General features: G+C 61.8%; 24 protein-coding genes and 1 tRNA gene. 11 read left to right on the forward strand and 14 right to left on the reverse strand.

Features of this window, described 5'->3' with window-relative positions; all coding sequences use genetic code 11:
• The first annotated feature begins 35 nt into the window (after nucleotides 1-35).
• Nucleotides 36-776, forward strand: coding sequence for a tRNA pseudouridine(38-40) synthase TruA (gene truA, locus MGMAQ_RS01090; RefSeq protein WP_046020079.1), 741 nt, complete (start codon nucleotides 36-38; stop codon nucleotides 774-776).
• Here the strand turns inward: truA and MGMAQ_RS01095 are convergent.
• From MGMAQ_RS01095 to MGMAQ_RS01110, 4 genes are all read right to left on the reverse strand, one after another.
• Complete coding sequence (locus MGMAQ_RS01095; RefSeq protein WP_046020080.1) at nucleotides 770-1,351, reverse strand: hypothetical protein; 582 nt, start codon at nucleotides 1,349-1,351, stop codon at nucleotides 770-772. The genes truA and MGMAQ_RS01095 overlap by 7 nt on opposite strands.
• Complete coding sequence (dapE, locus tag MGMAQ_RS01100; RefSeq protein ID WP_046020081.1) at nucleotides 1,348-2,517, reverse strand: succinyl-diaminopimelate desuccinylase; 1,170 nt, start codon at nucleotides 2,515-2,517, stop codon at nucleotides 1,348-1,350. The genes MGMAQ_RS01095 and dapE overlap by 4 nt, the downstream gene beginning before the upstream one ends.
• A gap of 4 nt (nucleotides 2,518-2,521) precedes the next feature.
• Nucleotides 2,522-3,367, reverse strand: a complete 846-nt coding sequence (gene dapD, locus MGMAQ_RS01105) for a 2,3,4,5-tetrahydropyridine-2,6-dicarboxylate N-succinyltransferase (RefSeq protein ID WP_046020082.1) — start codon at nucleotides 3,365-3,367, stop codon at nucleotides 2,522-2,524.
• Between the two features lie 91 nt (nucleotides 3,368-3,458).
• On the reverse strand, nucleotides 3,459-4,154 hold the full coding sequence (locus MGMAQ_RS01110; protein ID WP_046022818.1) for a pyrimidine 5'-nucleotidase: 696 nt from the start codon (nucleotides 4,152-4,154) through the stop codon (nucleotides 3,459-3,461).
• 184 nt (nucleotides 4,155-4,338) lie between these two features.
• On the opposite strand from MGMAQ_RS01110, the gene MGMAQ_RS01115 reads away from it, so the two are divergent.
• Both MGMAQ_RS01115 and MGMAQ_RS01120 read left to right on the forward strand, forming a co-directional pair.
• A complete protein-coding gene (locus MGMAQ_RS01115) occupies nucleotides 4,339-5,964 on the forward strand; it encodes a diguanylate cyclase domain-containing protein (RefSeq protein WP_046020083.1) in 1,626 nt (541 codons plus the stop codon).
• On the forward strand, nucleotides 5,961-7,232 hold the full coding sequence (locus tag MGMAQ_RS01120) for a DUF2336 domain-containing protein (RefSeq protein WP_046020084.1): 1,272 nt from the start codon (nucleotides 5,961-5,963) through the stop codon (nucleotides 7,230-7,232). Before MGMAQ_RS01115 ends, MGMAQ_RS01120 begins: the two co-directional genes overlap by 4 nt.
• A gap of 13 nt (nucleotides 7,233-7,245) precedes the next feature.
• On the opposite strand, the gene MGMAQ_RS01125 is transcribed toward MGMAQ_RS01120, so the two are convergent.
• A complete protein-coding gene (locus MGMAQ_RS01125) occupies nucleotides 7,246-8,064 on the reverse strand; it encodes a 3'-5' exonuclease (RefSeq protein ID WP_046020085.1) in 819 nt (272 codons plus the stop codon).
• Nucleotides 8,065-8,136: 72 nt separating this feature from the next.
• On the opposite strand from MGMAQ_RS01125, the gene MGMAQ_RS01130 reads away from it, so the two are divergent.
• The 3 genes from MGMAQ_RS01130 to MGMAQ_RS01140 are packed head-to-tail and all read left to right on the forward strand — an operon-like array spanning nucleotide 8,137 to nucleotide 10,015.
• On the forward strand, nucleotides 8,137-8,460 hold the full coding sequence (locus MGMAQ_RS01130; protein ID WP_046020086.1) for a YbaB/EbfC family nucleoid-associated protein: 324 nt from the start codon (nucleotides 8,137-8,139) through the stop codon (nucleotides 8,458-8,460).
• A 13-nt stretch (nucleotides 8,461-8,473) separates the two neighbouring features.
• Nucleotides 8,474-9,064: a recombination mediator RecR gene (recR, locus tag MGMAQ_RS01135; protein ID WP_046020087.1), complete on the forward strand. Its 591-nt coding sequence runs from the start codon at nucleotides 8,474-8,476 to the stop codon at nucleotides 9,062-9,064.
• Nucleotides 9,065-9,115: 51 nt separating this feature from the next.
• On the forward strand, nucleotides 9,116-10,015 hold the full coding sequence (locus MGMAQ_RS01140; protein ID WP_046020088.1) for a diguanylate cyclase domain-containing protein: 900 nt from the start codon (nucleotides 9,116-9,118) through the stop codon (nucleotides 10,013-10,015).
• 200 nt (nucleotides 10,016-10,215) lie between these two features.
• On the opposite strand, the gene MGMAQ_RS01145 is transcribed toward MGMAQ_RS01140, so the two are convergent.
• A tRNA-Thr gene (locus MGMAQ_RS01145) sits at nucleotides 10,216-10,291 on the reverse strand.
• 56 nt (nucleotides 10,292-10,347) lie between these two features.
• On the opposite strand from MGMAQ_RS01145, the gene MGMAQ_RS01150 reads away from it, so the two are divergent.
• Nucleotides 10,348-11,448 carry a hypothetical protein gene (locus MGMAQ_RS01150; RefSeq protein WP_148560780.1) on the forward strand — a complete coding sequence of 367 codons (1,101 nt, stop codon included), beginning with the start codon at nucleotides 10,348-10,350 and terminating at the stop codon, nucleotides 11,446-11,448.
• Between the two features lie 53 nt (nucleotides 11,449-11,501).
• On the opposite strand, the gene MGMAQ_RS01155 is transcribed toward MGMAQ_RS01150, so the two are convergent.
• Genes MGMAQ_RS01155 through MGMAQ_RS01175 form a run of 5 tightly spaced genes read right to left on the reverse strand, consistent with a single transcriptional unit; the run spans nucleotide 11,502 to nucleotide 17,785 of the window.
• Nucleotides 11,502-13,016, reverse strand: coding sequence for an MFS transporter (locus MGMAQ_RS01155; RefSeq protein ID WP_046020090.1), 1,515 nt, complete (start codon nucleotides 13,014-13,016; stop codon nucleotides 11,502-11,504).
• On the reverse strand, nucleotides 13,016-13,696 hold the full coding sequence (locus MGMAQ_RS01160; RefSeq protein WP_046020091.1) for a class I SAM-dependent methyltransferase: 681 nt from the start codon (nucleotides 13,694-13,696) through the stop codon (nucleotides 13,016-13,018). The genes MGMAQ_RS01155 and MGMAQ_RS01160 overlap by 1 nt, the downstream gene beginning before the upstream one ends.
• A gap of 4 nt (nucleotides 13,697-13,700) precedes the next feature.
• The gene (locus MGMAQ_RS01165) at nucleotides 13,701-14,990 is read right to left on the reverse strand and encodes a glycosyltransferase family 9 protein (protein WP_252508664.1); all 1,290 of its coding nucleotides are present in this window, start codon (nucleotides 14,988-14,990) and stop codon (nucleotides 13,701-13,703) included.
• Nucleotides 14,944-16,767 (reverse strand): translational GTPase TypA, encoded by a 1,824-nt coding sequence (gene typA, locus MGMAQ_RS01170; RefSeq protein WP_046020092.1) that lies wholly within the window; start codon nucleotides 16,765-16,767, stop codon nucleotides 14,944-14,946. The genes MGMAQ_RS01165 and typA overlap by 47 nt, the downstream gene beginning before the upstream one ends.
• Before the next feature lie 4 nt (nucleotides 16,768-16,771).
• Nucleotides 16,772-17,785: an adenosine kinase gene (locus MGMAQ_RS01175; protein WP_046020093.1), complete on the reverse strand. Its 1,014-nt coding sequence runs from the start codon at nucleotides 17,783-17,785 to the stop codon at nucleotides 16,772-16,774.
• A 562-nt stretch (nucleotides 17,786-18,347) separates the two neighbouring features.
• Here MGMAQ_RS01175 and MGMAQ_RS01185 point away from each other — a divergent pair.
• From MGMAQ_RS01185 to MGMAQ_RS19115, 3 genes are read left to right on the forward strand one after another with little or no spacing between them, the layout of a single operon-like run.
• The gene (locus MGMAQ_RS01185) at nucleotides 18,348-19,013 is read left to right on the forward strand and encodes an EI24 domain-containing protein (protein ID WP_046020095.1); all 666 of its coding nucleotides are present in this window, start codon (nucleotides 18,348-18,350) and stop codon (nucleotides 19,011-19,013) included.
• Nucleotides 19,014-19,033: 20 nt separating this feature from the next.
• Nucleotides 19,034-19,600: a polymer-forming cytoskeletal protein gene (locus MGMAQ_RS01190; RefSeq protein ID WP_052716023.1), complete on the forward strand. Its 567-nt coding sequence runs from the start codon at nucleotides 19,034-19,036 to the stop codon at nucleotides 19,598-19,600.
• Nucleotides 19,597-20,070, forward strand: a complete 474-nt coding sequence (locus MGMAQ_RS19115) for a hypothetical protein (RefSeq protein WP_052716024.1) — start codon at nucleotides 19,597-19,599, stop codon at nucleotides 20,068-20,070. The genes MGMAQ_RS01190 and MGMAQ_RS19115 overlap by 4 nt, the downstream gene beginning before the upstream one ends.
• On the opposite strand, the gene nth is transcribed toward MGMAQ_RS19115, so the two are convergent.
• Genes nth through hslV form a run of 3 tightly spaced genes read right to left on the reverse strand, consistent with a single transcriptional unit; the run spans nucleotide 20,048 to nucleotide 22,550 of the window.
• Nucleotides 20,048-20,683, reverse strand: coding sequence for an endonuclease III (gene nth, locus MGMAQ_RS01200; protein WP_046020096.1), 636 nt, complete (start codon nucleotides 20,681-20,683; stop codon nucleotides 20,048-20,050). The two genes, MGMAQ_RS19115 and nth, sit on opposite strands and share 23 nt — an antisense overlap.
• Nucleotides 20,683-22,005, reverse strand: a complete 1,323-nt coding sequence (gene hslU, locus MGMAQ_RS01205; RefSeq protein ID WP_046020097.1) for an ATP-dependent protease ATPase subunit HslU — start codon at nucleotides 22,003-22,005, stop codon at nucleotides 20,683-20,685. The genes nth and hslU overlap by 1 nt, the downstream gene beginning before the upstream one ends.
• Nucleotides 22,002-22,550 (reverse strand): ATP-dependent protease subunit HslV, encoded by a 549-nt coding sequence (hslV, locus tag MGMAQ_RS01210; protein ID WP_046020098.1) that lies wholly within the window; start codon nucleotides 22,548-22,550, stop codon nucleotides 22,002-22,004. The genes hslU and hslV overlap by 4 nt, the downstream gene beginning before the upstream one ends.
• 167 nt (nucleotides 22,551-22,717) lie before the next feature.
• Here hslV and MGMAQ_RS21325 point away from each other — a divergent pair, with 167 nt between their 5' ends.
• Entirely contained in the window at nucleotides 22,718-23,053 is a 336-nt protein-coding gene (locus MGMAQ_RS21325; RefSeq protein WP_046020099.1) for a DUF1508 domain-containing protein, read from the forward strand.
• Nucleotides 23,054-23,313: the final 260 nt, after the last annotated feature.

The raw sequence follows: 23,313 nt of genomic DNA on the forward strand, positions 1-23,313 counted from the left end.
CCCGCCGCAGAATTCGAGAGAAGAAGTTCCAAGTTATGCCCAGATACCGATTGCTATTGGAATATGACGGCTCGGCCTTCGTGGGTTGGCAGCGCCAGGTCAACGGCCTGGGTGTGCAACAGGCCCTAGAAGAAGCCGCGGAAATCCTCGACGGTCAGCCCGTTGCGGTCTTTGCCGCCGGGCGCACCGACGCCGGTGTACATGCCACTGGTCAAGTCAGCCACATGGATTTGAACAGGGACATGCCCGCGAACAGGCTCATGGCGGCGTTGAATTTCCATCTACGAGGCAGACCCGTGGCCGTTCTCGAGGCGGCGCGGGTAACGGACGACAGATTCCATGCCCGATTCTCGGCGGTGGGTCGGGCTTATCTCTATCGTATTCTCAATCGTCGCGCGCCGGCCGTTCTGGAGCGTCGGCGAGTCTGGTGGGTACCGGCACGTCTGGACGTGGAAGCCATGCATGAAGCCGCCCAGTTGCTGGTCGGGCACCATGATTTCTCCAGTTTCCGCGCCACCCATTGTCAGGCCAATTCACCGGTCAAGACCCTGGACCGGCTCGACGTTTTCCGCAGCGGAGAGGAAATCCATGTCATCGCCGAGGCCCGCTCGTTCCTGCATCATCAGGTGCGCAACATGGTCGGCAGCCTGCGATGGATCGGCGACGGCAAATGGTCGGCGGATGACCTCAAGGCGGCGCTGGCGGCAGCGAACCGCGCCGCTGGCGGCCCGACGGCACCGGCGGACGGGCTTTATCTCACCCGGGTGGACTACTGAATGGGAACAGGGGATCGCGCGGTAATGTCGATTATCGTATTGATCACCACCGACAGCACCAGATCCAGGATCACCACCCCTACCGCCGTGGTCAGCGGCACTTCCAAGGCCGCATAGGCAATGAACCCCGAATAAAACAGCACGATGCCCAAAGCGATCAGACTCAGCATGGCCGCCAGATCAGCAGGCAGAATGCCGAATCCGGCCAGAATGACAATGGGCAGATACAAGGCGTTCTGTAAGACCTGGGCCCAGTTGTAAGCGACAATATGGCGCAGATAGTGGTGACGGCAGCCCAGGATTCCGGTCATGTGATACATGACCAGCGGAAACAGCACCCAGGAAATCACATAGGCTTCGGCTTCCAGGACGAGAAAGCCCAGGAACGGCGCCTCGGTTTCCTGAGCCAGCAGCAAAACGTAAACGATATAGAGCGGCGCCACCAAAATGGCCGCGCGGAATGAATGCCAGAAGCCATGCAGGCTGTCATCGAGCCAGTTCAGGCCGTCCCGGTCCCCATGGGCCAGACGCCAGGCGCCATAGAGGCCATAGGAAATGTTGGCCGGGGCACTCACGCCTTTTGATCCGGGAAATAGCCGTCGAGGATGGCCTCGTAGATGTCGGTGAGCTGAGTGATGGTTTCCACCGGCACCCGTTCGTCCACCTTATGCATGGTCTGACCCACCAGCCCGAACTCGGCCACCGGGCAGAAATTCTTGATGAAGCGGGCATCCGACGTGCCGCCGCTGGTGGACAGTTCCGGGCGTCTTCCCGTTACCCGCTCCACCGCATCGGCCATCAAGGTGGAGAGTTCCCCCGGCGGGGTCAGGAAGGCGTCGCCGCTGCGCTGCACGGCGAGGTCGAAGCGGTCCGGGGCTTCTTCTTGCAGAATCTCCCGCGCCCAGGCTTCCAGGCTGTCCAGGGTATGTAGATCATTGAAGCGGATGTTGAAGGTCGCCTTGGCGGTGGCCGGGATGACGTTGGTCGCCGGGTTGCCCACATCGACGGTCGTCACCTGCAAGCTACTGGGCTGAAAGTGATCGGTACCTTCGTCCAGCGGCTCCACCAGTCGGGCCAGCACCTTCAACAGACGATGCACCGGGTTGTCGGCCAGATGAGGATAGGCCGCATGGCCCTGGGTACCGTTGATGGTGATGAATCCGGACAGGGATCCGCGGCGGCCAATTTTTATCATGTCCCCCAAATCACGGGGGTTGGTCGGCTCGCCCACCAGACTGGCATCGAGGGTTTCGCCCTGGTCGGCCAGCCAGTCGAGCATCTTCACCGTGCCATTGACCGAGGGTCCTTCCTCGTCGCCGGTAATCAGGAACGAAATGGAGCCGCCGAAGTCCTTCCCCCGGCGCGCGATGAAGCGCGAGACGGCGGCGGTAAAGGCGGCCACCGCGCCCTTCATGTCGGCGGCGCCGCGTCCGTGCAGCATGCCGGATTCATCGATGGTGCCAGAGAAGGGATTGTGGGTCCAAGCCCCCGTGTCGCCCTCGGGCACCACGTCCGTATGTCCGGCGAAACAGAAGTTGCGCCCCGTCGTGCCCAGTCGGGCGTAGAGGTTGTCCACGTCCGGCGTGTCCAGATCGCTGAACGGGAGCCGGGTGCAGACAAACCCCAGGCCTTCCAGGGTCCGCTGCAACAGGTCCAGCGCCCCGCCTTCGGCGGGGGTGACGCTGGGGCAGCGGATCAGCCCCTGGGCCAAGACGATGGGATCGACGCTCCCGGCGGTCATGGCGTCAGTCGCGCAATAGGTCGTTGATGGAGGTCTTCGACCGGGTGCGTTCGTCGACGCGTTTGACGATCACGGCACAATAGAGGTTCGGGCCGGGCTGACCATCGGGCAGCGGCTTGCCGGGCATGGTGCCGGACACCACCACCGAATAGGCGGGCACGCGACCATAGAAGACCTCGCCGGTGGTGCGGTCGACGATCTTGGTGGAAGCGCCGATATAGACGCCCATGGAAAGCACCGAGCCCTCTTCGACGATGACGCCCTCGGCCACCTCGGCACGGGCACCGATGAAGCAGTCGTCCTCGATGATCACCGGGCCAGCCTGCAAGGGTTCAAGCACCCCGCCGATGCCGGCGCCGCCGGAGATATGCACGTTCTTGCCGATCTGAGCGCAGGAGCCGACGGTGGCCCAGGTATCGATCATCGAGCCTTCGTCCACATAGGCGCCCAGGTTCAAGAAGCAGGGCAAAAGGACAGCGGTCGGGGCGATATAGGCCGACTTGCGGACCACGCAGCCCGGCACGGCGCGGAAACCGGCATCGCGGAAGCGGGCCTCGTTCCAGCCGACGAACTTGGACGGCACCTTGTCCCACCAGACGGCGCCGCCGGGGGCACCGTCGATGATTTCCATGTCGTTGAGCCGGAACGACAACAGCACGGCTTTTTTGAGCCACTGATTGACCGTCCATTGGCCCACGTCCTGGCGCTCGGCGACCCGCGCCTCGCCGGAATCCATCATCTCCAGGGCCTTGTTCACCGCGTCGCGCACGTCGCCGGTGGTGTCAAAGGAGATGGCGTCCCGGTCTTCCCAGGCCGCATCGATGACTTTCTGTAATTCCAAGGTATTCATCATTTCCGTCCCACGTTCTTCGGAATCATTCGAATTTGGCGCGCACCATGCGTCACAGGGGGGCGGAAGTCAATGGGGGCGGGAGCCGAGATTACACGACAGCCACCCCCGCCAACCAGGCCGACAGGTCATCGGTGGCGTGGTGGATATGGTCTTCGTGATGGCCGTCTCGGCCGAAGTCGGAACCGGTGTCGATCCAAAGGGTGGTCATGCCCAGGGCATGGGCCGGGATCAGGTTGCGGGCCATGTCCTCGACCATCACCGTGTCTGTTGGCGCGATGCCGTGGCGGCGGATCAAGGCGTCATAGACTTCCGGGGCGGGCTTGGGCACGAAGTCGGCGGCGAAAATGTCGAACACCGCCTCGAATTGGTCGCGGATGCCCAATCGCGCCATCACCCGGTCGGCATGGGGCTCGTCGGCATTGGTGAAGATGATCTTGCGCCCCGGCAGGGCGGCCAGGGCCTTTTCCAGGCGCGTGTCGCGATCAATGACCGACAAATCAATATCATGGACGAAATCCAGAAAATCATGGGGATCGATATGATGGCGGTTCATCAGTCCGCGCAGGGTGGTGCCGTAGTCGCGGAAGTATTGCTTTTGGACTTTGAAAGCCTGGTCCTCGGGCAGATCGAGCAGTCGGGCAATATAGGCCTTCATCAACACGTCGATCTGATCGAACAATTTGGCCGAGTGGTGATACAGCGTGTTATCCAAGTCAAACACCCAGCATCCCGCTTCACGCAGGCCATGGGGATAGGGCAAGGGACTGTGGACGATTTGGCTCATGGGCATTGATATAGGCCCATGCGCGAGCGGTGGGAAGCCTCAACCCTTGCCGCCGATGCTTCGGGCTTCTAAAATCGTTGGCAATTGGGACTTTTCAGAATCGCGAATGCCGGGCATGCCCACCGACCCCCTTGCTTCCCCTATTGAGACCAAACCGTTACTCAGGAGTGCGGATCTGCGCGCGATGTTGGACGGACAAAGCGATCCGGCGCTGTTGCTCGACACGAAGGGCGCGGTGCTGGCCACCAACCCTCCCGGACAACGGATCGTCAATGCCTTGGAGAGCGGCCACCCGACCGACTTCAAACCGCAAATCGTCGCCGCCATGCAGGGCAATGGCCCCTTGACCGGAAGCTACACATTCGACGGCGATGACGAAGCGGCGCTGATACTGGAAGTGCAGATCCTGCCTTTGGCCCCACCGCACTTTTTGTTGCTGGGCCGCGATGTCACCTTGGAACGCAATCTGCGCGCCGCCTTGGTGGATTCCCGCGAGCGTTTCAAGGATCTGGTGGAAGCGTCGTCGGACTTCGCCTGGGAAGTGGGGCCGGAAGGACGCTTCGTCTATGTATCGCCGCGCGGCGCCCTGGGCTTCGAGGCGGCCCGGTTGGTCGGCCATGCGCCGTCCGAATTGCTTAAAAAGGGTGGTGATTCGCGCAACCCTTTTGTCACCCGGGCGGAGGTGGAGGAAGCCGAGGTCTGGGTGCGACGGGCCGATGGCACCCGCGCCTGTCTGATCGTTACCGCCGTGCCGTTGCAGGCCGGAGACGGGGCCTGGCGCGGCGCCCGGGGGGTTTGCCGCGATGTGACCTCCGAGCGGGAAAAGGATGCGGCCTTGGCCCGCGCCCATCAGCGGGAAAAGATCCTCAACAGTGTGGTTGGCGCCATCCGGGACGAAGTGGATCCCCAAGACATGTTGGACGTGGCCGCCCTGGCCACGGCGCAGGCCATATCTGCCGACGGAGTACGCATCTACCGTGGCGATGAGCGCGACGGCTTTTATTTGGTCGCCGAACAGGGTACGCCTTCGAGCAACGAGGCGCTGGATGAGTTGGTGCGGAATGTGCACGCCGATCACCGGGTGTTGGACAATAACGCCCATGGCCTGTCCATGCTCGCCGCCGCCACGCCTTATCGGCATCAGGTCAATGGCGCGATCTGTGTCTGGCGTGACGAGAAAGGGAACGCCTGGTCCGATGACGACCGCATTATCGCAGGCGATGTGGCCAATCGTCTGGGTATCGCCTTGGAGCAATTCTCCAACCACGAGCGCATCCTCAAGCTATCACGCACCGACGGACTGACCGGACTGCTCAACCGCCGGGCCTTTTTTGAAGACGAACTGCCCCATCGTCTGCGCAAGTCGGGCAAACCGGGCGGCGGCGGTGCCCTGGTCTATGTGGACCTGGACAACTTCAAGCTGGTCAACGACGTACATGGCCATCAAGCGGGCGACGACGCGCTGCTCAAGGTCTGTGAAATACTCGATACCCACACCCGCGCCTCGGACCTGCTGGCCCGGCTGGGGGGTGATGAGTTCGTTCTATGGCTCGACCGCATGCCGCCCGATGTGGTGCGGCAACGGGTCGATGAACTGCATCATTCCGCGTTGGACCTGAAACCCCTGTCTGGAGACATGGCACGACCCTTGGGATTTTCCGTCGGCGTGGCCATATACGATCCGGCGGTCGAGGAAGGCATGGAAAGCCTGGTGGCGCGGGCCGACGCGGCCATGTACACGGTGAAGAATCGCGGCAAGGGCGGCATCGAGATCTCCCTGCCCGGTGGTGGAGAAGGGGAAGCCTCATGAGCGACGGCCTGGACAAATTGCTCGGCGAGGGAAACGCGGCGGAACTCACCTACGAGGAAGCCCGGACCCTGGCCCGTCATGACGACCCGGCGGTGCGCCAAGCCTTGGCCGAACGCGACGATATCCGGCCGGAGATTCTTTATTTTCTGGCCGAGGACGCCTCCGCCGAAGTGCGTCGGATCATTGCCGGCAACAGCGCCACACCGCATCAGGCCGATCACCTTTTGGCCCGCGATGGCGACGAAGGGGTGCGCTCGGATCTAGCGGGAAAGATTGCTCGATTGGCCCCGGAACTCAGCGCCTTCGAGGCCGGCAAGGTGGAATTCAAGGCCTATGAACTGCTGGTCACCCTGACCCGGGACCAAGCGGTCCGGGTGCGCCGGGTGATCGCCGAGACCTTGAAAGACGTGGCCGATGCTCCGGCGGAAGTCATCGGCAGGCTGGCCCGCGATGACGTACTCGATGTTTGCGGTCCGGTCCTGCAATTCTCGCCGGTACTCAGCGACGAAGACCTGTTGGAAATCATTCAGGGCGCGCCGGTACAGGGCGCCTTGGGGGCCATCGCCCGGCGCTCGGAAGTGGCCGAGGTGATTTCCGATGCCATCGCCGAGACCGACGATGTTCCGGCCATCGCCGACCTGCTGGGCAATGCCTCGGCTCAGATCCGCGAAGAAACCCTGGATGCCATCATCGACCGGGCCAAGGACGTCAAGGCCTGGCACAAACCGCTCACCGAGCGCCCAAAGCTGCACTCCAATGCCGCCCGGCGGCTGGCCGGCATCGTCGCCCGGCGCTACCTGAAAACCCTGAGCGACCGCAGCGACCTGGATGAAACCACCGCTGATCGGGTGCGGGCCGAGGTGGAGCGCCGTCTGGCCGAGGAGCCGGAAGACAACGACGAGGACGACGCCCTATGGGACGATCCCGACGCGGCCCGGGTTGAAGAGGCGGAATCCCTCCATAATCAGGGTCTGCTGACCGAAGACAAGATGATGGAGCTATTCCGAACAGATCGTCCCATGGGCGAGGTCGCCCTGGCCACCAAGGCCAGCCTGCGCCCCCGTGAGGTACGCAAAATTCTCTCTGACACCATGGCCAAACCGCTGATTGCCCTGGCCTGGAAAGCGACGCTGAGCCCCGGCTTCGGTGATTTCCTGCAAATCGAGGTGGTCGAGGTGGATGAACCCAAACGGCTTTTGGTTACGCAAACCGGAGATTTCCCCTTGTCCGAGACCGATCTGGAATGGGAAGCCGGGTTATTTGGCTGAACAGGGCGTCTGGCTACCTCTTCATCTCGGTCGCCCAGGCTTCCAGAAATTCCCCCAGATGCGGCCTCTCTTGTCCCTCTGCCTGTAGGTAGGACAACACATCGGCGACCGCCCTTTCGTGAGCGTCCTGGGTCAGCCATCCCCGGTGCAGCATGTGGCGCAGATAGACCAGATAGGTGTTGAGCACATCGGTCTCGCAGTAGTCGCGGATGCCCTGGATGTCCCCGGAGTCAAAGGTTTCGGCAACTTTCGAGCCGTCCATGCCCAGCTTGCCGGGGAATCCCAGCACGGCGCAGACTTCGTTCAGCTTGACCCGCGCCGAGGCGCCGTAATCGGACATCACCTCCATCAGGTCGCAATGCCAGTCGTCGGAATAGCGGCTGGTGTAGCTGTTCCACTTGTCACCGGACTGATAGAGAAACGGCGCCGACACATTATGCACCATGGCCCGGTATTTGAGCACTGGCAGATCGAATCCGCGCCCGTTGAAGGACACCAACCGGGGCTTTTGCCGCTCCAGGAACTGGAAAAACCCGGCCACCAGTTCTGCTTCGGAGGAGCCCGGATCGCCGCCGGAGCGGATTTCCTGCAAATAGAAATTCTCGTGCGCGCCGTCGCGCTCGATCTCGGCGCGCAGGAAGGAAATGGCCACCACGCGATGGAACGGCTGGCGCGGGAAGGCGTTACGCCCGTCGGTGATTTCAAGGTGATAGCGGGTCAATTCCTCGCGTCGGGCGGCAAGGTCCGGGTCATCGAATCCGGTCAGCCCGGGCACCGCGTCGGTATCGGGCACGGTCTCGATATCGAATACCAAAAGACGACGATGGCTCATGATGTCTTCTCCCCAGCGGTTGCCCCTGTTATACCACTGCTCAGGATATGTTCACCACGAAGGAAGCCGGCCATGAAGAACCTCGGCCAAATGATGAAGCAGGCCCAGAAGATCCAGGAACGCATGCAGGATTTGCAGACGGAACTGGCCGATGCCGAAGTGGAGGGCGTCTCCGGTGCCGGCATGGTCACCGTGATCCTGAACGGCAAGGGCGAAATGCGGCGCGTAAAGATCGATCCGTCGCTGGTGGACCCCAATGACGTGGAAGTGCTCGAAGATCTGATCGTTGCCGCCCATGGGGATGCCAAGGGCAAAGCCGAACAGATGATGAAGGACAAGATGTCCGAACTCACCGGCGGCCTGCCGCTGCCTCCGGGCATGCAACTGCCCTTCTGACGGTAACGCACCCGTGACCACCGGCTTAGATCCACTGATCCGATTGCTGTCCAAGCTACCCGGTCTGGGGCCAAGGTCGGCCCGGCGATTGGCGCTGCACCTGGTCAGCCATAAAGAGACGGTGCTCGAACCCCTGGCCCGGACCCTGGCCGAGACAGCGGAGACCGTTCGCCCCTGTTCCATTTGCGGCAACCTGGACCTGCACGATCCCTGTACCATTTGCTCCGATTCCCGGCGCGACAAATCAACCCTTTGCCTGGTGGAAGACGTGGCCGACCTTTGGGCGCTGGAACGGGCCATGGCCCATCGCGGCACTTATCATGTGCTCGGGGGAGTGCTCTCGGCGTTGGATGGAATCGGACCTGACGATCTCGCCATTGGTGGTCTGCTGCAAAGGGTCGAGGTCGATGGCGTGAGCGAAGTCATTCTCGCCCTTTCGGCGACCATGGACGGCCAGACCACGGCCCACTACCTGGCCGAGCGGCTGGCGCCTACCGGCGTGACCCTGTCCGGTCTCGCGCAAGGGGTGCCGGTGGGCGGTGAACTGGACTATCTGGATGACGGCACCCTCGCGGCGGCTCTGAAGGCCAGGCGTCCCGTTTAAGTCTTTGCGAATCATGCTATAGTCTCGACCAACACAATGGGAGGGGATGCCATGACCAGCCAGGAAACCGGACCCGCCGAAACGCCTGACGGCGCGGAAGAGGGGAATGATAGCCGCGACCTGTTCTATACCACCTTCCTGTCGGCCCTGCTGGACCATCAGGAATGGATCGGACGGGTCAATCGGGCCATCCATCTGGGCGAAGGCGCCGATCCCGATATCGTCGGCGATACCTCGTTTCGCCAAACCCGCTTCGCGCAGTTTCTGGAAACCGTACAGCCTCACCTGATGCCTCATGTGGAAGCGGTACGCGCGGCCCTGTTCGAGATGCACCAAGACGCTCAGAAGCTCGTGGAGCATGCCTCCGAGGGGAAATTCTCGGCCGCCGACTACGACACCTGGCTCGAAGCCATGAAAAAGTTCCGCACCGTCGCCGCCCGGCTGGCCGACCATGCGGACGATCTTTCCCCATCGGTGGACGAACATACCCGGCTTTATACCCGCGAATACATGGATCAACGCCTGCGCGAACAATGCGACCTGGCGCGCCGGGCCAGCCAGCCCTTTTGCATTGGCTTATCCGAGCTGGATCAATACGAGGAGATCGAGCGCACCCACGGCTTCCCGGTGATCAAGGCCGTGCTGCGCGAGGTGGCGCGGCGGTTCATTTCGGCCGTGCGTTTGTATGACAACGTATTCCGTTTCGATGACCAGAAGTTCATGTTCATTTTTCCCACCACTCGCCTGCGCGACGCCATTATGGTTTCTGAACGGATCCGCGCCGACGTGGCCAGCCAGCCGGTGGAAACCCCGGCGGGCGAGATATCGGTGACCATTTCGGTCGGCGTGCTGGAGTACGGTTTTGGGGAGGTGCCAGAAGACCTGCTCAAGGTCGTCGATGTCAATCTGGCCCATGCCCGCAACGAGGGACGCAACCGGGTGGTGAGCTGAGGGGCCGGATCCTTTTCCGCTGATCGTTTCGCACCCTGTCCCCGCTCAACACGGGCCTTCTCAAAAATCAGTCTTGAATCGTTTGTTGGCTCTTTTGGGGATTGCGCTTAAATCACGCGCGTTCAATCGGAATCGGTCGTGGCGGCAAATCCGGCCAGGTGGCGGATGAGCATTTCGTTCCTTCCCGATACCCTGGAAAATGGTGCCGCCTGCGTGACTCGAACACGCGACCCTCGCATTACGAATGCGATGCTCTACCAACTGAGCTAAGGCGGCACTGTGGGGTGGAAAATACGTTGGCGGCGGACGATTTGCAAGTTACAGATTGTCCCATGCTGACTGCTGCTCCGCTTCCCCGCTGGTCCGACCTGGCCACCCTGCCTGGCAAAGCCGCCAGTGACGAGACTCTGGCCGCCCCCTGGCGTCGATCCGGGGATGAGGCCTTGTGGTTTTCGCGCGGTGCCTGGGCCCTGCGCGCGCTGGCCGATGGCTGGCGCCTGGCCAACGATACCAAGCCCGCCATCTGGCTGCCCGACTATTTCTGTAACCAATCGGCCCGGCCCTTGCGGGATGCCGGATACGAACCGGTGTTCTATCCCGTGCAGCGGGATCTGACGCCCCGGTGGAAAGACTGTCAGGCTCTGGCCGGTATTCAGCCGCCGGATATTTTCGTCTTGGTGCATTATTTCGGGCGGACCAATCCGGCCACTATCGAGACCGCGGGTTTTTGTCGCCAGTTCAATGCACTGTTGGTCGAGGACGCCGCCCATGTGCTGCGCCCGGTGACCGGTATCGGCGAACATGGGGCCGCCGTTCTCTATAGTCCGCACAAATTGCTGGCCCTCCCCGACGGCGCGATCCTGACCCTGCGCGAGGCTTTGGCCCCTGTGGTCGCCCGTGCCGCCGCCAACTTAGCCGAGGCCCGGCCCAGCCCGCGTGGCTGGCTGTTGCGACGCACCCTGCAAAAGACGCCGTTGGGCGGTCCTCTGGCCAGCGCCACCCGCAAGCTGCCCGCTTTCACCGCCGACCCCTTGGACCTGTCGCTGCCCGAGACTCCGGTATTGAGCGATGCCGCCCGAAAACTGCTGCCGGGAGAGATTGCCCGCCTGGACGCCATCGCCGAGACCCGTCGCCACCATGCCAAGACATTGTCCAAGGCGGTGGGCAACCGGGCCGAGGTGCTGACTCACCCCAATGAATACGCGCCCTACCGCCTGGTCATGCAGATGGAAGACGAGCGTCGCGCCGCCAAGATCTTCGATCAACTGCAAAAACGAGGCACATTGGTGGAAACATGGCCCGACGTGGCGCCGGAGGTTAAACGGGATCCGGACCGCCATCGCGACGCCCTGCTGCTGCGCCGGACGTTGTTGTTCCTCCCTGTTCATCAGAGCCTGGATCTCAAAAACCTGCTGAACCGGCTCAGGCGGTAAACGGATAAAAAGCGACCGGGACTTCCATGTCACCCCATTGAAGGCGCGCCGCTTTAATTCCGCTCTCGCACCCATAGTCCCACGGCACCAATCAGCACCAACACAGGCAATCCCAGCGCCGCCGTGCCGAGGAAGAACCACACATAGCCCACCGCATCGACCATCATGCCTGAATATCCGGCGATGACCTTGGGGAGAAGCAGCATAATGGAGCTGAACAACGCGTACTGGGTCGCCGTATGACCGGAACTGGTCAGTCCCGACAGATAGGCGACAAAGGCCGCCGAGGCGATGCCGCCGGAAAGGTTGTCGGCGGCAATCACCGCCATCAACAAGGTCAGTTGCGCTCCCGACACCGCCAACAGGGCGAACAGGGCATTGGTCGCCGCCACCAGCAGACCGCCGATGAACAAGGCCTTGAGCACGCCGAAGCGATAGGCCAGCAAGCCGCCCGCGAAGCCGCCCAGAATGGTCATTATCAGCCCGAAGCCCTTGGTCACCCGTCCGATGGTCTGTTTGTCGAAGCCGATATCCACATAGAACACATTGGCCATCACCCCCATGACCACATCGGAAATGCGGTAGAAGGCAATCAAGGTCAGCACCAACAAAGCCAGCTTGCCGAAGCGGGTGAAGAAATCGGCGAAGGGATCCACATAGGCCTCGCGCACCATGTCCTTGGGGGTCAATCCGGCGGCCACCAGTCCGCGTCCCGTGATCAGGGCGACAATCAGGGCCAGGACCAGACGGCCGGTTTCCACCAGGAACCCGCTCAAGGTACCGCCACCCAGGGCTTGCTTGGCCTGTGCCGCTGTATCGGCGGTCAGTAGGAACATCACAACGAACCCAGCCACCGACAGAGCGAACAGCGCGATAAAACGCAGGTAGTGGGCAAAGGGCCGGTCCAGTTCCCGTCGCCCCGCCACCGGATCCGGCTCGGGCACCGTCAAGGTGGTGATCAAGCCGATGCCCATGGCCGCCGCCATGCATAGATAGGTCCAAAACCAGGGAGAGTGTTGGTAGCTGTCCGGGTCAGGATCGAGGCCGCCGGCGATTTCCAAGGCCACCGCTCCGGCCAGGATCATGCCGATACGGTAGCCCGCGATGTAGGCCGCCGAGAGACTGGCCTGAAGATCCACGTCGGCGGCTTCAATACGATAGGCGTCAATGACGATGTCCTGGGTCGCCGAAGAAAATCCGAGCATCACGGCAAAGACCGCCGCCAGGGTCAGGTTGGTGACCGGATCATTGAACGCTTGCAACACCAGGGCGGCAATGATCATCACCTGCGAGACCAGCAGCCAGGAGCGCCGTCGACCTAGTTGTCGCGTCAACAAGGGCAGGGGCAGATGATCCACCAGCGGTGCCCAGATGAACTTGAAGCCATAGCCCAAGGCGGCCCAACTGAAAAAGCCCACGGCGGCCCGCTCCACACCGGCCTCGCGCAGCCAGACGGATAGGGTGGAAAATACCAACAGAATGGGAATACCGGCTGAAAAGCCCAGAAATAATAGCCGCAGGACCCGCTTGTCCCGATAGACGGCAAGGGAGTCGATCCAGCCGTGCACTACTTCACTCCGGCGGCGAATACCGCTAGCACATTGGCTGTCCAGATTTCCGGGGGCCGGGTCAGCAGTTTATTCAACAACCCATGGAGCAGGGCCTCGGTCAGGCGCCGCGCGCGGCTGCCCTGGACCTGTGCCATGCAGGTCACATGAGGCAGTCCCGCCGCCTGCCCCACCTGTTTCAAAGACGAAGGTGTGTAAGCCGTGCAATGAGTCAGGTCGCCATATTGATACTGCAACCCCCAAGGAGACGAGGCGTTGGGCACGCGCACGACGATGCATCCGCCGGGATTGAGCCGCGCCTTGAGCCCCGCCAATAGCTTCGCGCCGTCATCGGCAGAGAAATGCTCCAGCACATCAAACAAGGCGATGCGGTCGAAGGTCCGCTCCGTGGTCTGCAAAAATGCCCAGACGTCGTGGACCTCAAACTGCCCGGCCACCGTCGGGTCGATCACCGGCGCCAGGGCCGGATCATGGTCGATGCCGAGAAAGTCGCTGATCCCCTTGGCTTTCAGATACAGCAGGAATTGGCCCGCGCCGCAGCCCACCTCCAATACCGAATGGTTGACGGAACAACTGGCAGGCGTCCAGAACTCCCGGTCGAACTGCCGGATATGCTTGGGTTTCAGGCCCGGGGTCCGGTAGTCCTTGAAATCCTCGTATGTCTGATAGAAGTCGGCCATAGCGTCAGTCTGCCGCTGAAGTCTTAAGAAGCGGTTCAAGCTTGGCCCAGACCGCGTCGGTCTCCACCGCCGCCACGCAGGGGAAGGAATCCTTGTCCGTCTCCCGTTTCGGGCAGGCCCAGAAGCAATGATAGCAATCCATCTCCTGCCAGAGGAAATGCACGTTGGGGGGCCGGACATCGTCGGGATAGGGAATGAAGCAATGAAAATGACCGCCGCCGATCACCGCCACCGTCGGCGTACCCAAGGCAATGGCCAGATGCATGGGCCCGGTGTCGTTGCTGACCACCGCCGAGGCATGCTTCATCAGATCCAGTAATCCGGGCAGGCTGGTCTGGCCGATGAGGTTATGCACCCCATAGATCATTTGTAGTGCCAACAACCCCTCTTCCGTCGGCGCCTCTTTCGGGCTGCCAACCACCGCCACCCGGTATCCGGCCTTCACGCAGCGCCGGGCGATGTCCAGGTACTTGTCGAAGGGCCAGCGGCGGCCATATTCATTGCTGCCCGGATTGAGCACCACATAGGGTCCTTCATCGGCAAACTCGGGCGGTTCCGACTTCCAATCAAAGGCCGGGGCCTCGGGCGTGATCTCCCGACCGGCCAGCACGGAAAGGAAATTGAAATGCCGCAGGGTCTCGTGGGTCGGATAGGGGCCGGTATCGATGATGCGGGTCGCCTGTGACAGATACCAGTGATAGACCGAGCGGGTCTTGTCGCTGATGTGAGGCAAGGACGCGATGTTGGTCGACGCGCCACAGATCCAGGCCAGGCTGTCGGCCATCAAGGGACGACGGAAATAGGAGTCATTGATCACCGTTTCCGGGTTCACCCGCCGTACCCGCACCGCCGTGCGCAGCCGGTACCAGAGGTTCTTGGCGAAGCGATGCTCGTCGAGCACCTCGACCCGATATCCGGCGAACACCCCATGGGCCACCCGCTCCCAACTGGTGCAGCCCAGAACGGTGATGTCTTGTTGCTCGACGCCAAGTGCCTCGGCGTAGTGGTCCAGCGCCCGACGGAACAGCACCATGTCACCGATGCCGTCCATGCGCACCACCAGCACCCCGCGTTTCTTGCCCCACACCGGGACATGCCGCGCCAGCCAGTCGAAGGGCCGGAACAGCCACCAGCGCCGGGGCATGCGCCCGGGCATCAGCCGCCAGAAGGCATCGGTGGTGATGCGGCGGGCGGGAAGGCCCTCGACCTGCCCCGGATCCGTTGAGGAATCGACCGCCGTCAAAGATTCACCCCTCGCCCGCTTCCGCCGCCCGTTGCGCTCGCTTGCGCACATGCGGGTCCAAATGGCGCTTGCGCAGGCGGATGCTGTCGGGGGTGACCTCCACCAATTCGTCGTCCTGCACATAGGCGATGGCCTGTTCCAGGCTCATGCGGCGGGGCGGCGACAGGCGGATGGCCTCGTCGGTGCCCGAGGCGCGAACGTTGGTCAGCTGCTTGGTCTTCATGGGATTGACCTCAAGATCGCCGGAGCGGGAATGCTCGCCGATGATCATGCCCTCGTAGATCTTGATGCCCGAGCCGATGAACAACGGCCCGCGCCCTTCCAGGTTGGCCAGGGCATAGGCCACCGACTGGCCAGTGGCGTTGGAGATCAAAACCCCGTTGCGGCGCCCCGGAATGGCGCCGGTGAACGGGATATAGCCATGGAACGCCCGGGCCATGATACCGGTCCCCCGGGTCTCGGTGAGGAATTCGCCGTAATAGCCGATCATGCCGCGCGCCGGGACATGGAACACCAGCCGCACCTTGCCTCCGCCGGACGGGCGCATTTCCTTCATCTGGCCCTTGCGCAGGGAGATGGCCTCGACGACGATGCCGGAGAATTCCTCGTCCACGTCGATGGTGACTTCCTCTTCCGGCTCCATGTTCTGGCCATCGATGGTCTGGAACAAAACCTGCGGACGGGCGATGGATAGTTCGAAGCCCTCGCGGCGCATGGTCTCGATGAGCACGCCCAGCTGCAATTCGCCGCGACCGGCCACCTCGAAGGCATCCTTTTCATCGGTCTCGGTGACCCGCAGGGCCACATTGCCTTCGGCCTCGGCCATCAGCCGCTCGCCGATGACCCGGGACTGCACCTTCTTGCCTTCCTGTCCGGCGAAGGGGGAGTCGTTGACCGAGAACATCATCGCCAAGGTCGGCGGATCGATGGGGTCCGCAGGCAGGGCTTTTTCCACCGACGGGTCGCACAGGGTATGGGACACCGTGCCCTTGGCCAGCCCGGCGATGGCAACGATATCGCCGGAGCGAGCTTCATCGGCCGGTATCCGCTCAAGACCCCGGAAGGCCAGCAGCTTGCTCACCCGGCCGGTTTCCACCACGCTGCCATCGCGATCCATGACCTTGATCGGCGTATTGGGGCGGACGATACCGGTTTCCACCCGCCCGGTCAGGATACGGCCCAGATAGGGATCGGATTCCAAGGTGGTGGCGAGCATGGTAAAGGGCTTTTCCTCGACCACATGGGGCGGCGCCACATGGTTGATGATGGCGTCGAAGATCACATGCATGTCATCCTGCGGGCCATCGGGCTCCAGGGCTGCCCAGCCGTTTTTGGCCGAGGCGAAGACAGTGGGAAAGTCCAGTTGTTCCTCGTTGGCATCCAGGGCCGAGAACAAATCGAACACTTCGTCTTGTACCTCGAAGGCCCGGGATTCGGGCTTGTCCACCTTGTTGATCACGACGATGGGCTTAAGGCCGAGTTTCAGCGCCTTGCCGGTGACGAATTTGGTCTGCGGCATGGCGCCTTCGGCGGCATCCACCAGCAACAGCACGCCATCGACCATGGACAAAATACGCTCCACTTCGCCGCCGAAGTCGGCGTGGCCCGGGGTGTCGATGATGTTGATGCGGGTGCCTTGCCACTCCACCGAGGTGCACTTGGCCAGGATGGTGATCCCCCGCTCGCGTTCCAGGTCGTTGGAGTCCATGGCCCGCTCGGCCACCTGCTGGTTGTCGCGAAAGGTGCCGGACTGCTTCAGCAGCACATCGACGAGAGTGGTCTTGCCATGGTCAACGTGAGCGATGATGGCGATGTTGCGGAGGTTCATCTGATTATCCTAGTTTTTCGGCGGCCAGCGCCTTGAGAGCGGATTCAGGCCGCGCCCCATAATGGGAAATGACTTCGGCGGAACAAATACCGCCGAGGCGGGCGCAACGGGCCAGGTCGTCGCCCTGGGTAAAGCCGTGCAGGAAACCGGCGGCATAAGCATCGCCCGCGCCGGTGGTGTCGATCACATGATCCACCGGCTCGGCCTCCATGATATGCAATTCGCCCTGACCTTCTCCGGGGCCCCAAACCACTGACCCACGCTCCCCCCGGGTGATGGCGGCGATCTCCACATGGTCGGGGACCAGATGCATGGCCTCGTCGAAGGTTGCCACCTGGAACAGGCTCTTGATTTCATCCTCGTTGGCGAACAGCAGATCCACATGGTGCTTGACCAGATCGATGAAAGAATCGCGATGGCGGTCGACACAAAAAGCATCGGACAGGCTCAAGGCCACCTTGCGATGGGCCTGATGCGCGGACAGGGCCGCCTTGACGAATGCTTCCTTGGCCCGGGGCGGATCCCACAGGTAGCCCTCCAGATAGGTGACCGCCGACCGACCGACCAGCTCCGGATCAATATCTTCCGGCCCCAGATCGACACAGGCGCCAAGAAATGTCTGCATGGTGCGTTGTGCGTCCGGCGTAACGAAGATCAGGCAACGGGCCGTTGGAGCGCCTTTTTCATCCGATTTGGTATCGTAATGAACGCCCAGGGCCTTCACGTCGTGTCGGAAGACCTGTCCCAGTTGATCGCTCGCAACCTTGCCCACATAGGCGGCTTTGGAACCCAATGATGCCAGCCCCGCAATGGTATTGGCGGCGGAGCCTCCAGAACATTCCACACCCGGTCCCATCCTTGCGTACAAAGCGTCTGCGCGGGTTGCGTCGATCAGAGTCATGGCCCCCTTGGTCAGGTCCAGTTCGGTCAACAGGCTGTCCTCGGACTGGGACAGGACATCGACGATGGCATTGCCGATTCCCAGAACCTGGAAGTCCGGGGCGGGTGAGTCGGTCATTTAATGAAATCTCCAATGGCGGAAGGCGGGCGCAGTATAGCGACCGGGGGCCGTGGGGCAAGGGGCACCATTCAAGCGCTCTTGGAAACGAATCTTTCGATCCTCGGAGCCGCTCGGGCTTCGGGATTCATCGCCACCTACATTCGCAGTCAAGGGCTTTCGGGGCAGGTCGGCAATTTTTACCTAATTCACTGAAATCACAGTGATATTCCGAATCATCGAGAAATTACCCATATCTGGTGTTTCCCGAACTGATTCTGCGTATCGATCCCCCTTCGCTGTTCACTCTTTCTTATGATTTTTCTGCTGCAATGGGATCCCTGAGACGATCCGTGGGGCCGGTGGGCCTTGACGGCGCCTTCATATGCAGTTTTTCGCGTGATAAGCCATTGATGTTAATGCGTTCCTGAAACAGGACTCCCGAACATACCAGATATGGTGGCTCAAGCGAGACCCAAGCGGATAGAGACCTTGCGGCCCGGCCGCCCGACCGGTAAACAGTAGCCATTAATCCTGGGACCCTTCTCGGGACAGATCAGAACAGGCAGCGAGCGACATATCCATGATCAAGGCCTTCTCCCTGGCCATCGGCCAGCTTTCCGACCCCAGCTTCCGCAAGGTTTTGTGGAAGAGCATCGGCATGGCCCTGGTGGTGTTCGTATTGCTTTGGGTCACGCTGGGCTATCTCATCGGCAGTACCGCCTTGTTCGCCCTGGGGTGGCTGGAATCGATCATCGATTTTCTCGGCGTCGCCGCTGTCGGTATATTGACCTGGTTTTTGTTTCCGGCGGTCATCAGTGTCATCGTCAGCTTCTTTCTCGAAGAAGCCGCCGAAGCGGTGGACAAGCGCCACTATCCGCATCTGCCCCCTGCACGTTCCCAGCCCATGAGCGAATTGATCATCACCACCGCCAAGTTTTTGGTCATAGCCGTGGTGCTGAATATTTTTTTGCTGTTTTTCCTGTTTTTCCCGCCGCTCTACCCGGTCGCCTTTTATGTGGTGAACGGTTATCTGTTCGGTCGTGAATATTACGAGCTGGTGGCCCTGCGCCGCTTGGACAATGTCACCGCCCAGGGCCTGCGAAAGGCTCACGGCAGCAAGCTCATGCTCATCGGAATGCTGATCGCCTTTACCTTCACCATTCCGTTCGTCAACCTCGTGGCACCGCTGATCGCCACGGCCGCCATGGTGCACCTGGTCGAGACCTGGCGCCATCGGACAGCTTAGGGATAATGGAGGAGATGCCGATGTTCGGGAAAAAGAAAGAGGAAGAGGAAGCCGCCGTGGAAACTCCGCAGGACGAAACCACCGAAGCGGCTCAGGACAATACCGATGAAGGGCCGCTGAAGCCTTTCTCGCGCAAGGGACCCGCTCCGGCCATGCCCGCCGCCCCCTATCGTGCCGAGATTGCCCGTCGTCAGACCGAGATTCCCGGTCGTGGTGCCGAAAAGCCCAAGTCGGTGGTCGACACGGAAGACCCGAAGCGTTTGGTGGTCGGTCGCGATATCCGGTTGAAGGGCGAGATCACCGCCTGTGAACGCCTGGTCATAGAAGGCGAAGTGGAAGTCACCGTCAGCGGGGCCAAGCTCATCGAGGTTCTGCCGTCCGGCCTGTTCAAGGGCGACGTGGATGTGGAACGGGCGGAAATCTCCGGCCGCTTCGAGGGCAATCTGACCGCCCGCGAGGAACTGACCATTCACGAAGGCGGCAAGGTCATCGGGTCGGTGCAGTATGGCAAGATCGTCATCGAATCCGGCGGCGAGGTCTCCGGCGACATGATGTCCTTGGGTTCCGACAAAAAATCGTACCCGTGATCCCGCTTCGCGGTTGGTTTGCCGCCGCCTTGCTGCTTGTGGCGGCGGGCTGCGGCGGCACGCCCAGTCCGAATCCCATTGCCGGGAATGTGGGGACGAGCCAGTCTGCCCCTCCGGCACCCTCGGCCACGGCCAAACCCTCATCGCCACCGACGCAAGCCGCCTCCCTGCCCGCGAAACCACGTCCGGCGCCGAAACCCAAGCCACGCCCTGTGGTGCCGCCGAGCGAACTGCTCAAGGCCACCGCCGCCCAAGCCCGCAGCAGACTCGGCCCGCCGGACTTCGTACGCCATGACCCCCCGGCGGAGCTCTGGCAGTACCGGGGCGAGTCCTGTGTGCTGGATCTATTTTTGTATAAAGAAGGGAAGACGGCCGTGGTCCGCCATGTGGAAACCCGGCCTCGCGATGGCATTGTTCTGACCCCGGCGGGCTGCTACGGCACCCTGCTCAGCCGGGCGTCTTCTCCTTGAACGGGCACAGGTCCGCCACGCCACAGGCCGGACAATCGGGCTTGCGAGCCTTGCAGATATAGCGCCCGTGCAGGATCAGCCAATGGTGCGCATGGCGCTTCCAATGATCCGGCGTGACTTTTTCCAGCGTCTTTTCCACCGCCAAGGGGGTCTTGCCCGGGGCCAGTCCGGTGCGATTGGAAACCCGGAAGATATGGGTATCCACGGCGATGGTCGGTTCCCCAAAGGCAATATTGACCACCACGCTGGCGGTCTTGCGTCCGACGCCGGGCAGGCTTTCCAGGATCGCCCGATCATTGGGCACCTGGCCGTCGTGTTCCTCCAACAGCCGTTGCGACAGACCGATGACATTCTTGGCCTTGGTATTGAACAGACCGATGGTCTTGATGTAGTCGCGCACCGTTTCCTCGCCCAGGGCGACCATCTTGGCCGGGGTATCGGCAATGGCGAACAACGGTCCGGTGGCCTTGTTGACTCCCTTGTCCGTGGCCTGGGCCGATAACACCACGGCGACCAGCAAGGTATAGGGATTCACATAGTCCAGTTCGCCCTTTGGCTCCGGTCGCTCAGCGGCCAGGCGGCGGTAGAACTCTTCGACGTCGGCCGCTTTCATCAGAGAATAAACTTCGATAGATCCGTGTCCGCCGCCAGATCACCCACCCGTTCGCGGACCATCGCCGCATCCACGGTGATGGCATCCCCGCTGCGTTCGCTGGCGTTAAACGAGATTTCCTCCAACAGCTTTTCCATCACCGTATGCAGCCGCCGGGCGCCGATGTTTTCCACGTTGCGGTTGATCTCGGCGGCCAGGGAGGCGATCTCGGAGACCGCGTCCTCGGCGAACTCCAGGGTCACGTCCTCGGTGCCGATCAACGCCACATACTGTTTGATCAGGCTGGCCTCGGGCTCGGTGAGAATGCGTTCGAAATCTTCCTTGGTCAGGGCCTGCAGTTCAACCCGGATAGGCAGGCGGCCCTGCAACTCGGGCAGCAGATCCGATGGCTTGGCGATATGGAAGGCCCCCGAGGCGATGAACAGGATATGGTCGGTCTTGACCGATCCATGCTTGGTGGAAACGGTGGTGCCCTCGATCAGCGGCAAAAGGTCGCGCTGTACCCCCTCGCGGGAGACGTCGGCCCCGCCCCGGTCGGCCCGGGCGGTGATCTTGTCGATCTCGTCCAGGAACACGATGCCATTGTTCTGTACCGATTCCAGGGCCTCGCGCACCACACGGTCCTCGTCGAGCAGCTTGTCCGCCTCGTCGGCCACCAGAACCTCGTGGGATTCCAGCACGGTCATCTTCTTTTTTACCGTGCGACCGCCGCCGAAGGCCTTGCCGAACATGTCGTTCAGATTGAGCATGCCCATCTGAGCCCCCGGCATGCCGGGAATGTCAAAGGTCGGCAGCCCCGCGTTGCCCGTATCGGACAGATCCACCTCCACTTCTTTTTCGTCGAGTTTGCCATCGCGCAGCATGGTGCGGAACTTCTCGCGGGTTTCCTTGCTGGCACCCTCGCCCACCAGGGCGTCGAGCACCCGTTCCTCGGCCTGAACCTCGGCCTTGGCGGTGACCTTTCTGCGGTGCCGATCGCGGGTCATATGGATGGCGATTTCGACCATGTCGCGGATAATGGATTCCACATCGCGGCCCACATAGCCCACCTCGGTGAACTTGGTGGCTTCCACTTTCAAAAACGGCGCATCGGCCAACCGGGCCAGACGGCGGGCGATCTCGGTTTTGCCCACGCCGGTGGGGCCGATCATCAAGATATTCTTCGGCAGAACCTCTTCCTTCAGGGCATCAGGCAGCTGTTGGCGACGCCAGCGGTTGCGCAGGGCGATGGCCACGGCGCGCTTGGCGTCGTCCTGGCCGACGATGAAGCGTTCGAGCTCGGAGACGATTTCGCGCGGGGTGAAGGACGTGGTCTCGGTCATAGGGATTCCACCAAAATGTTGCCGTTGGTATAGACGCAGATATCGGCGGCGATGCCCAGCGCCTTGCGAGCAATGGCCTCGGCCTCCATGCCGTCCTGGTCGATGAGGGCGCGGGCGGCGGCCAGGGCGTAGTTGCCACCCGAGCCGATGCCGATCAATCCGTCTTCCGGTTCCAGGACGTCGCCGTTGCCGGTCAGCACCAGGGAGACATCGCGGTCGGCCACGGCCATCATGGCTTCCAGCCGCCGCAGGTAGCGATCAGTGCGCCAGTCCTTGGCCATTTCCACGCAAGCCCGGGTCAATTGCCCCGGATGCTGTTCCAGTTTGCCCTCCAGCCGCTCGAACAGGGTAAAGGCATCGGCGGTGGCGCCCGCGAACCCGGCGATGACGTCACCGTCGGACAGGCGACGCACCTTGCGGGCATTGGCCTTGATGACCGTATCGCCGAGGGTCACCTGGCCGTCTCCGGCAATGACCACATGGCCGTTCTTACGCACGGCGAGGATGGTGGTGCCGTGCCAGGAGGCGGGACCGGATTCGGACATGAAGGTGCTCCAGGGCTGAGAAAAATCAATGAGACCAGGATGTAGTCCGGGGAGGGCGGGGGGTCAAGGTTAGGCAACCGAACAGCCCAAGGATTATTCCGGTTTGATCAAATCGAGATGCGCGCCCAAATACGTCCCACCCAAGATTCAATATAGGAGTGCGGTCCATGGCCGGTGAAAATGACAAGTGGGAATTCTATCAAGATAAGAAAGAAGAGTGGCGCTGGCGCCGCACGGCGAGCAACGGCAACATCGTGGGCGCGGCCTGCGAGGGCTACGTGAAAAAGTCCGACTGCCAAGCCAACGCGGAACGCCATGGCCTGGACGGCAATCCCAAAGGCTACGGCGCCAGGGACAAGTGGGAATTCTACGAAGACAAGGGCGGTGAACATCGCTGGCGCCGCACCGCCTCCAATGGCGAGATCGTCGGCGCGGTCACCGAGGGCTACAAAGCCAAGGCCGACTGTGTCGCCAATGCCGAACGCAACGGCTACGTGGCCTGATCCCAAAGTCGATTAGGGAGCAAAATCTCCCTAATCGTCTAGCCCGGCCGCAGCCGGTTTTTTTGATCCCCACCGAAGCCGATTGTTCTGTTTTGGCAGCCCGCCAACCCGCAATCGAAGGGCCCCTGTGACCCGATTCAAAATCATTCTGGTCCGATGTCGTTGGATGTTTTATTTTCAAGAATCTACAAGCAAATGGCCGATTTCAAATGATCCCGGTCACGGACAGAAGGTTTCGCTACCGCTACCAAGGTTCATCG

The organism is Magnetospira sp. QH-2 (assembly GCF_000968135.1).
GTDB lineage: Bacteria > Pseudomonadota > Alphaproteobacteria > Rhodospirillales > Magnetospiraceae > Magnetospira.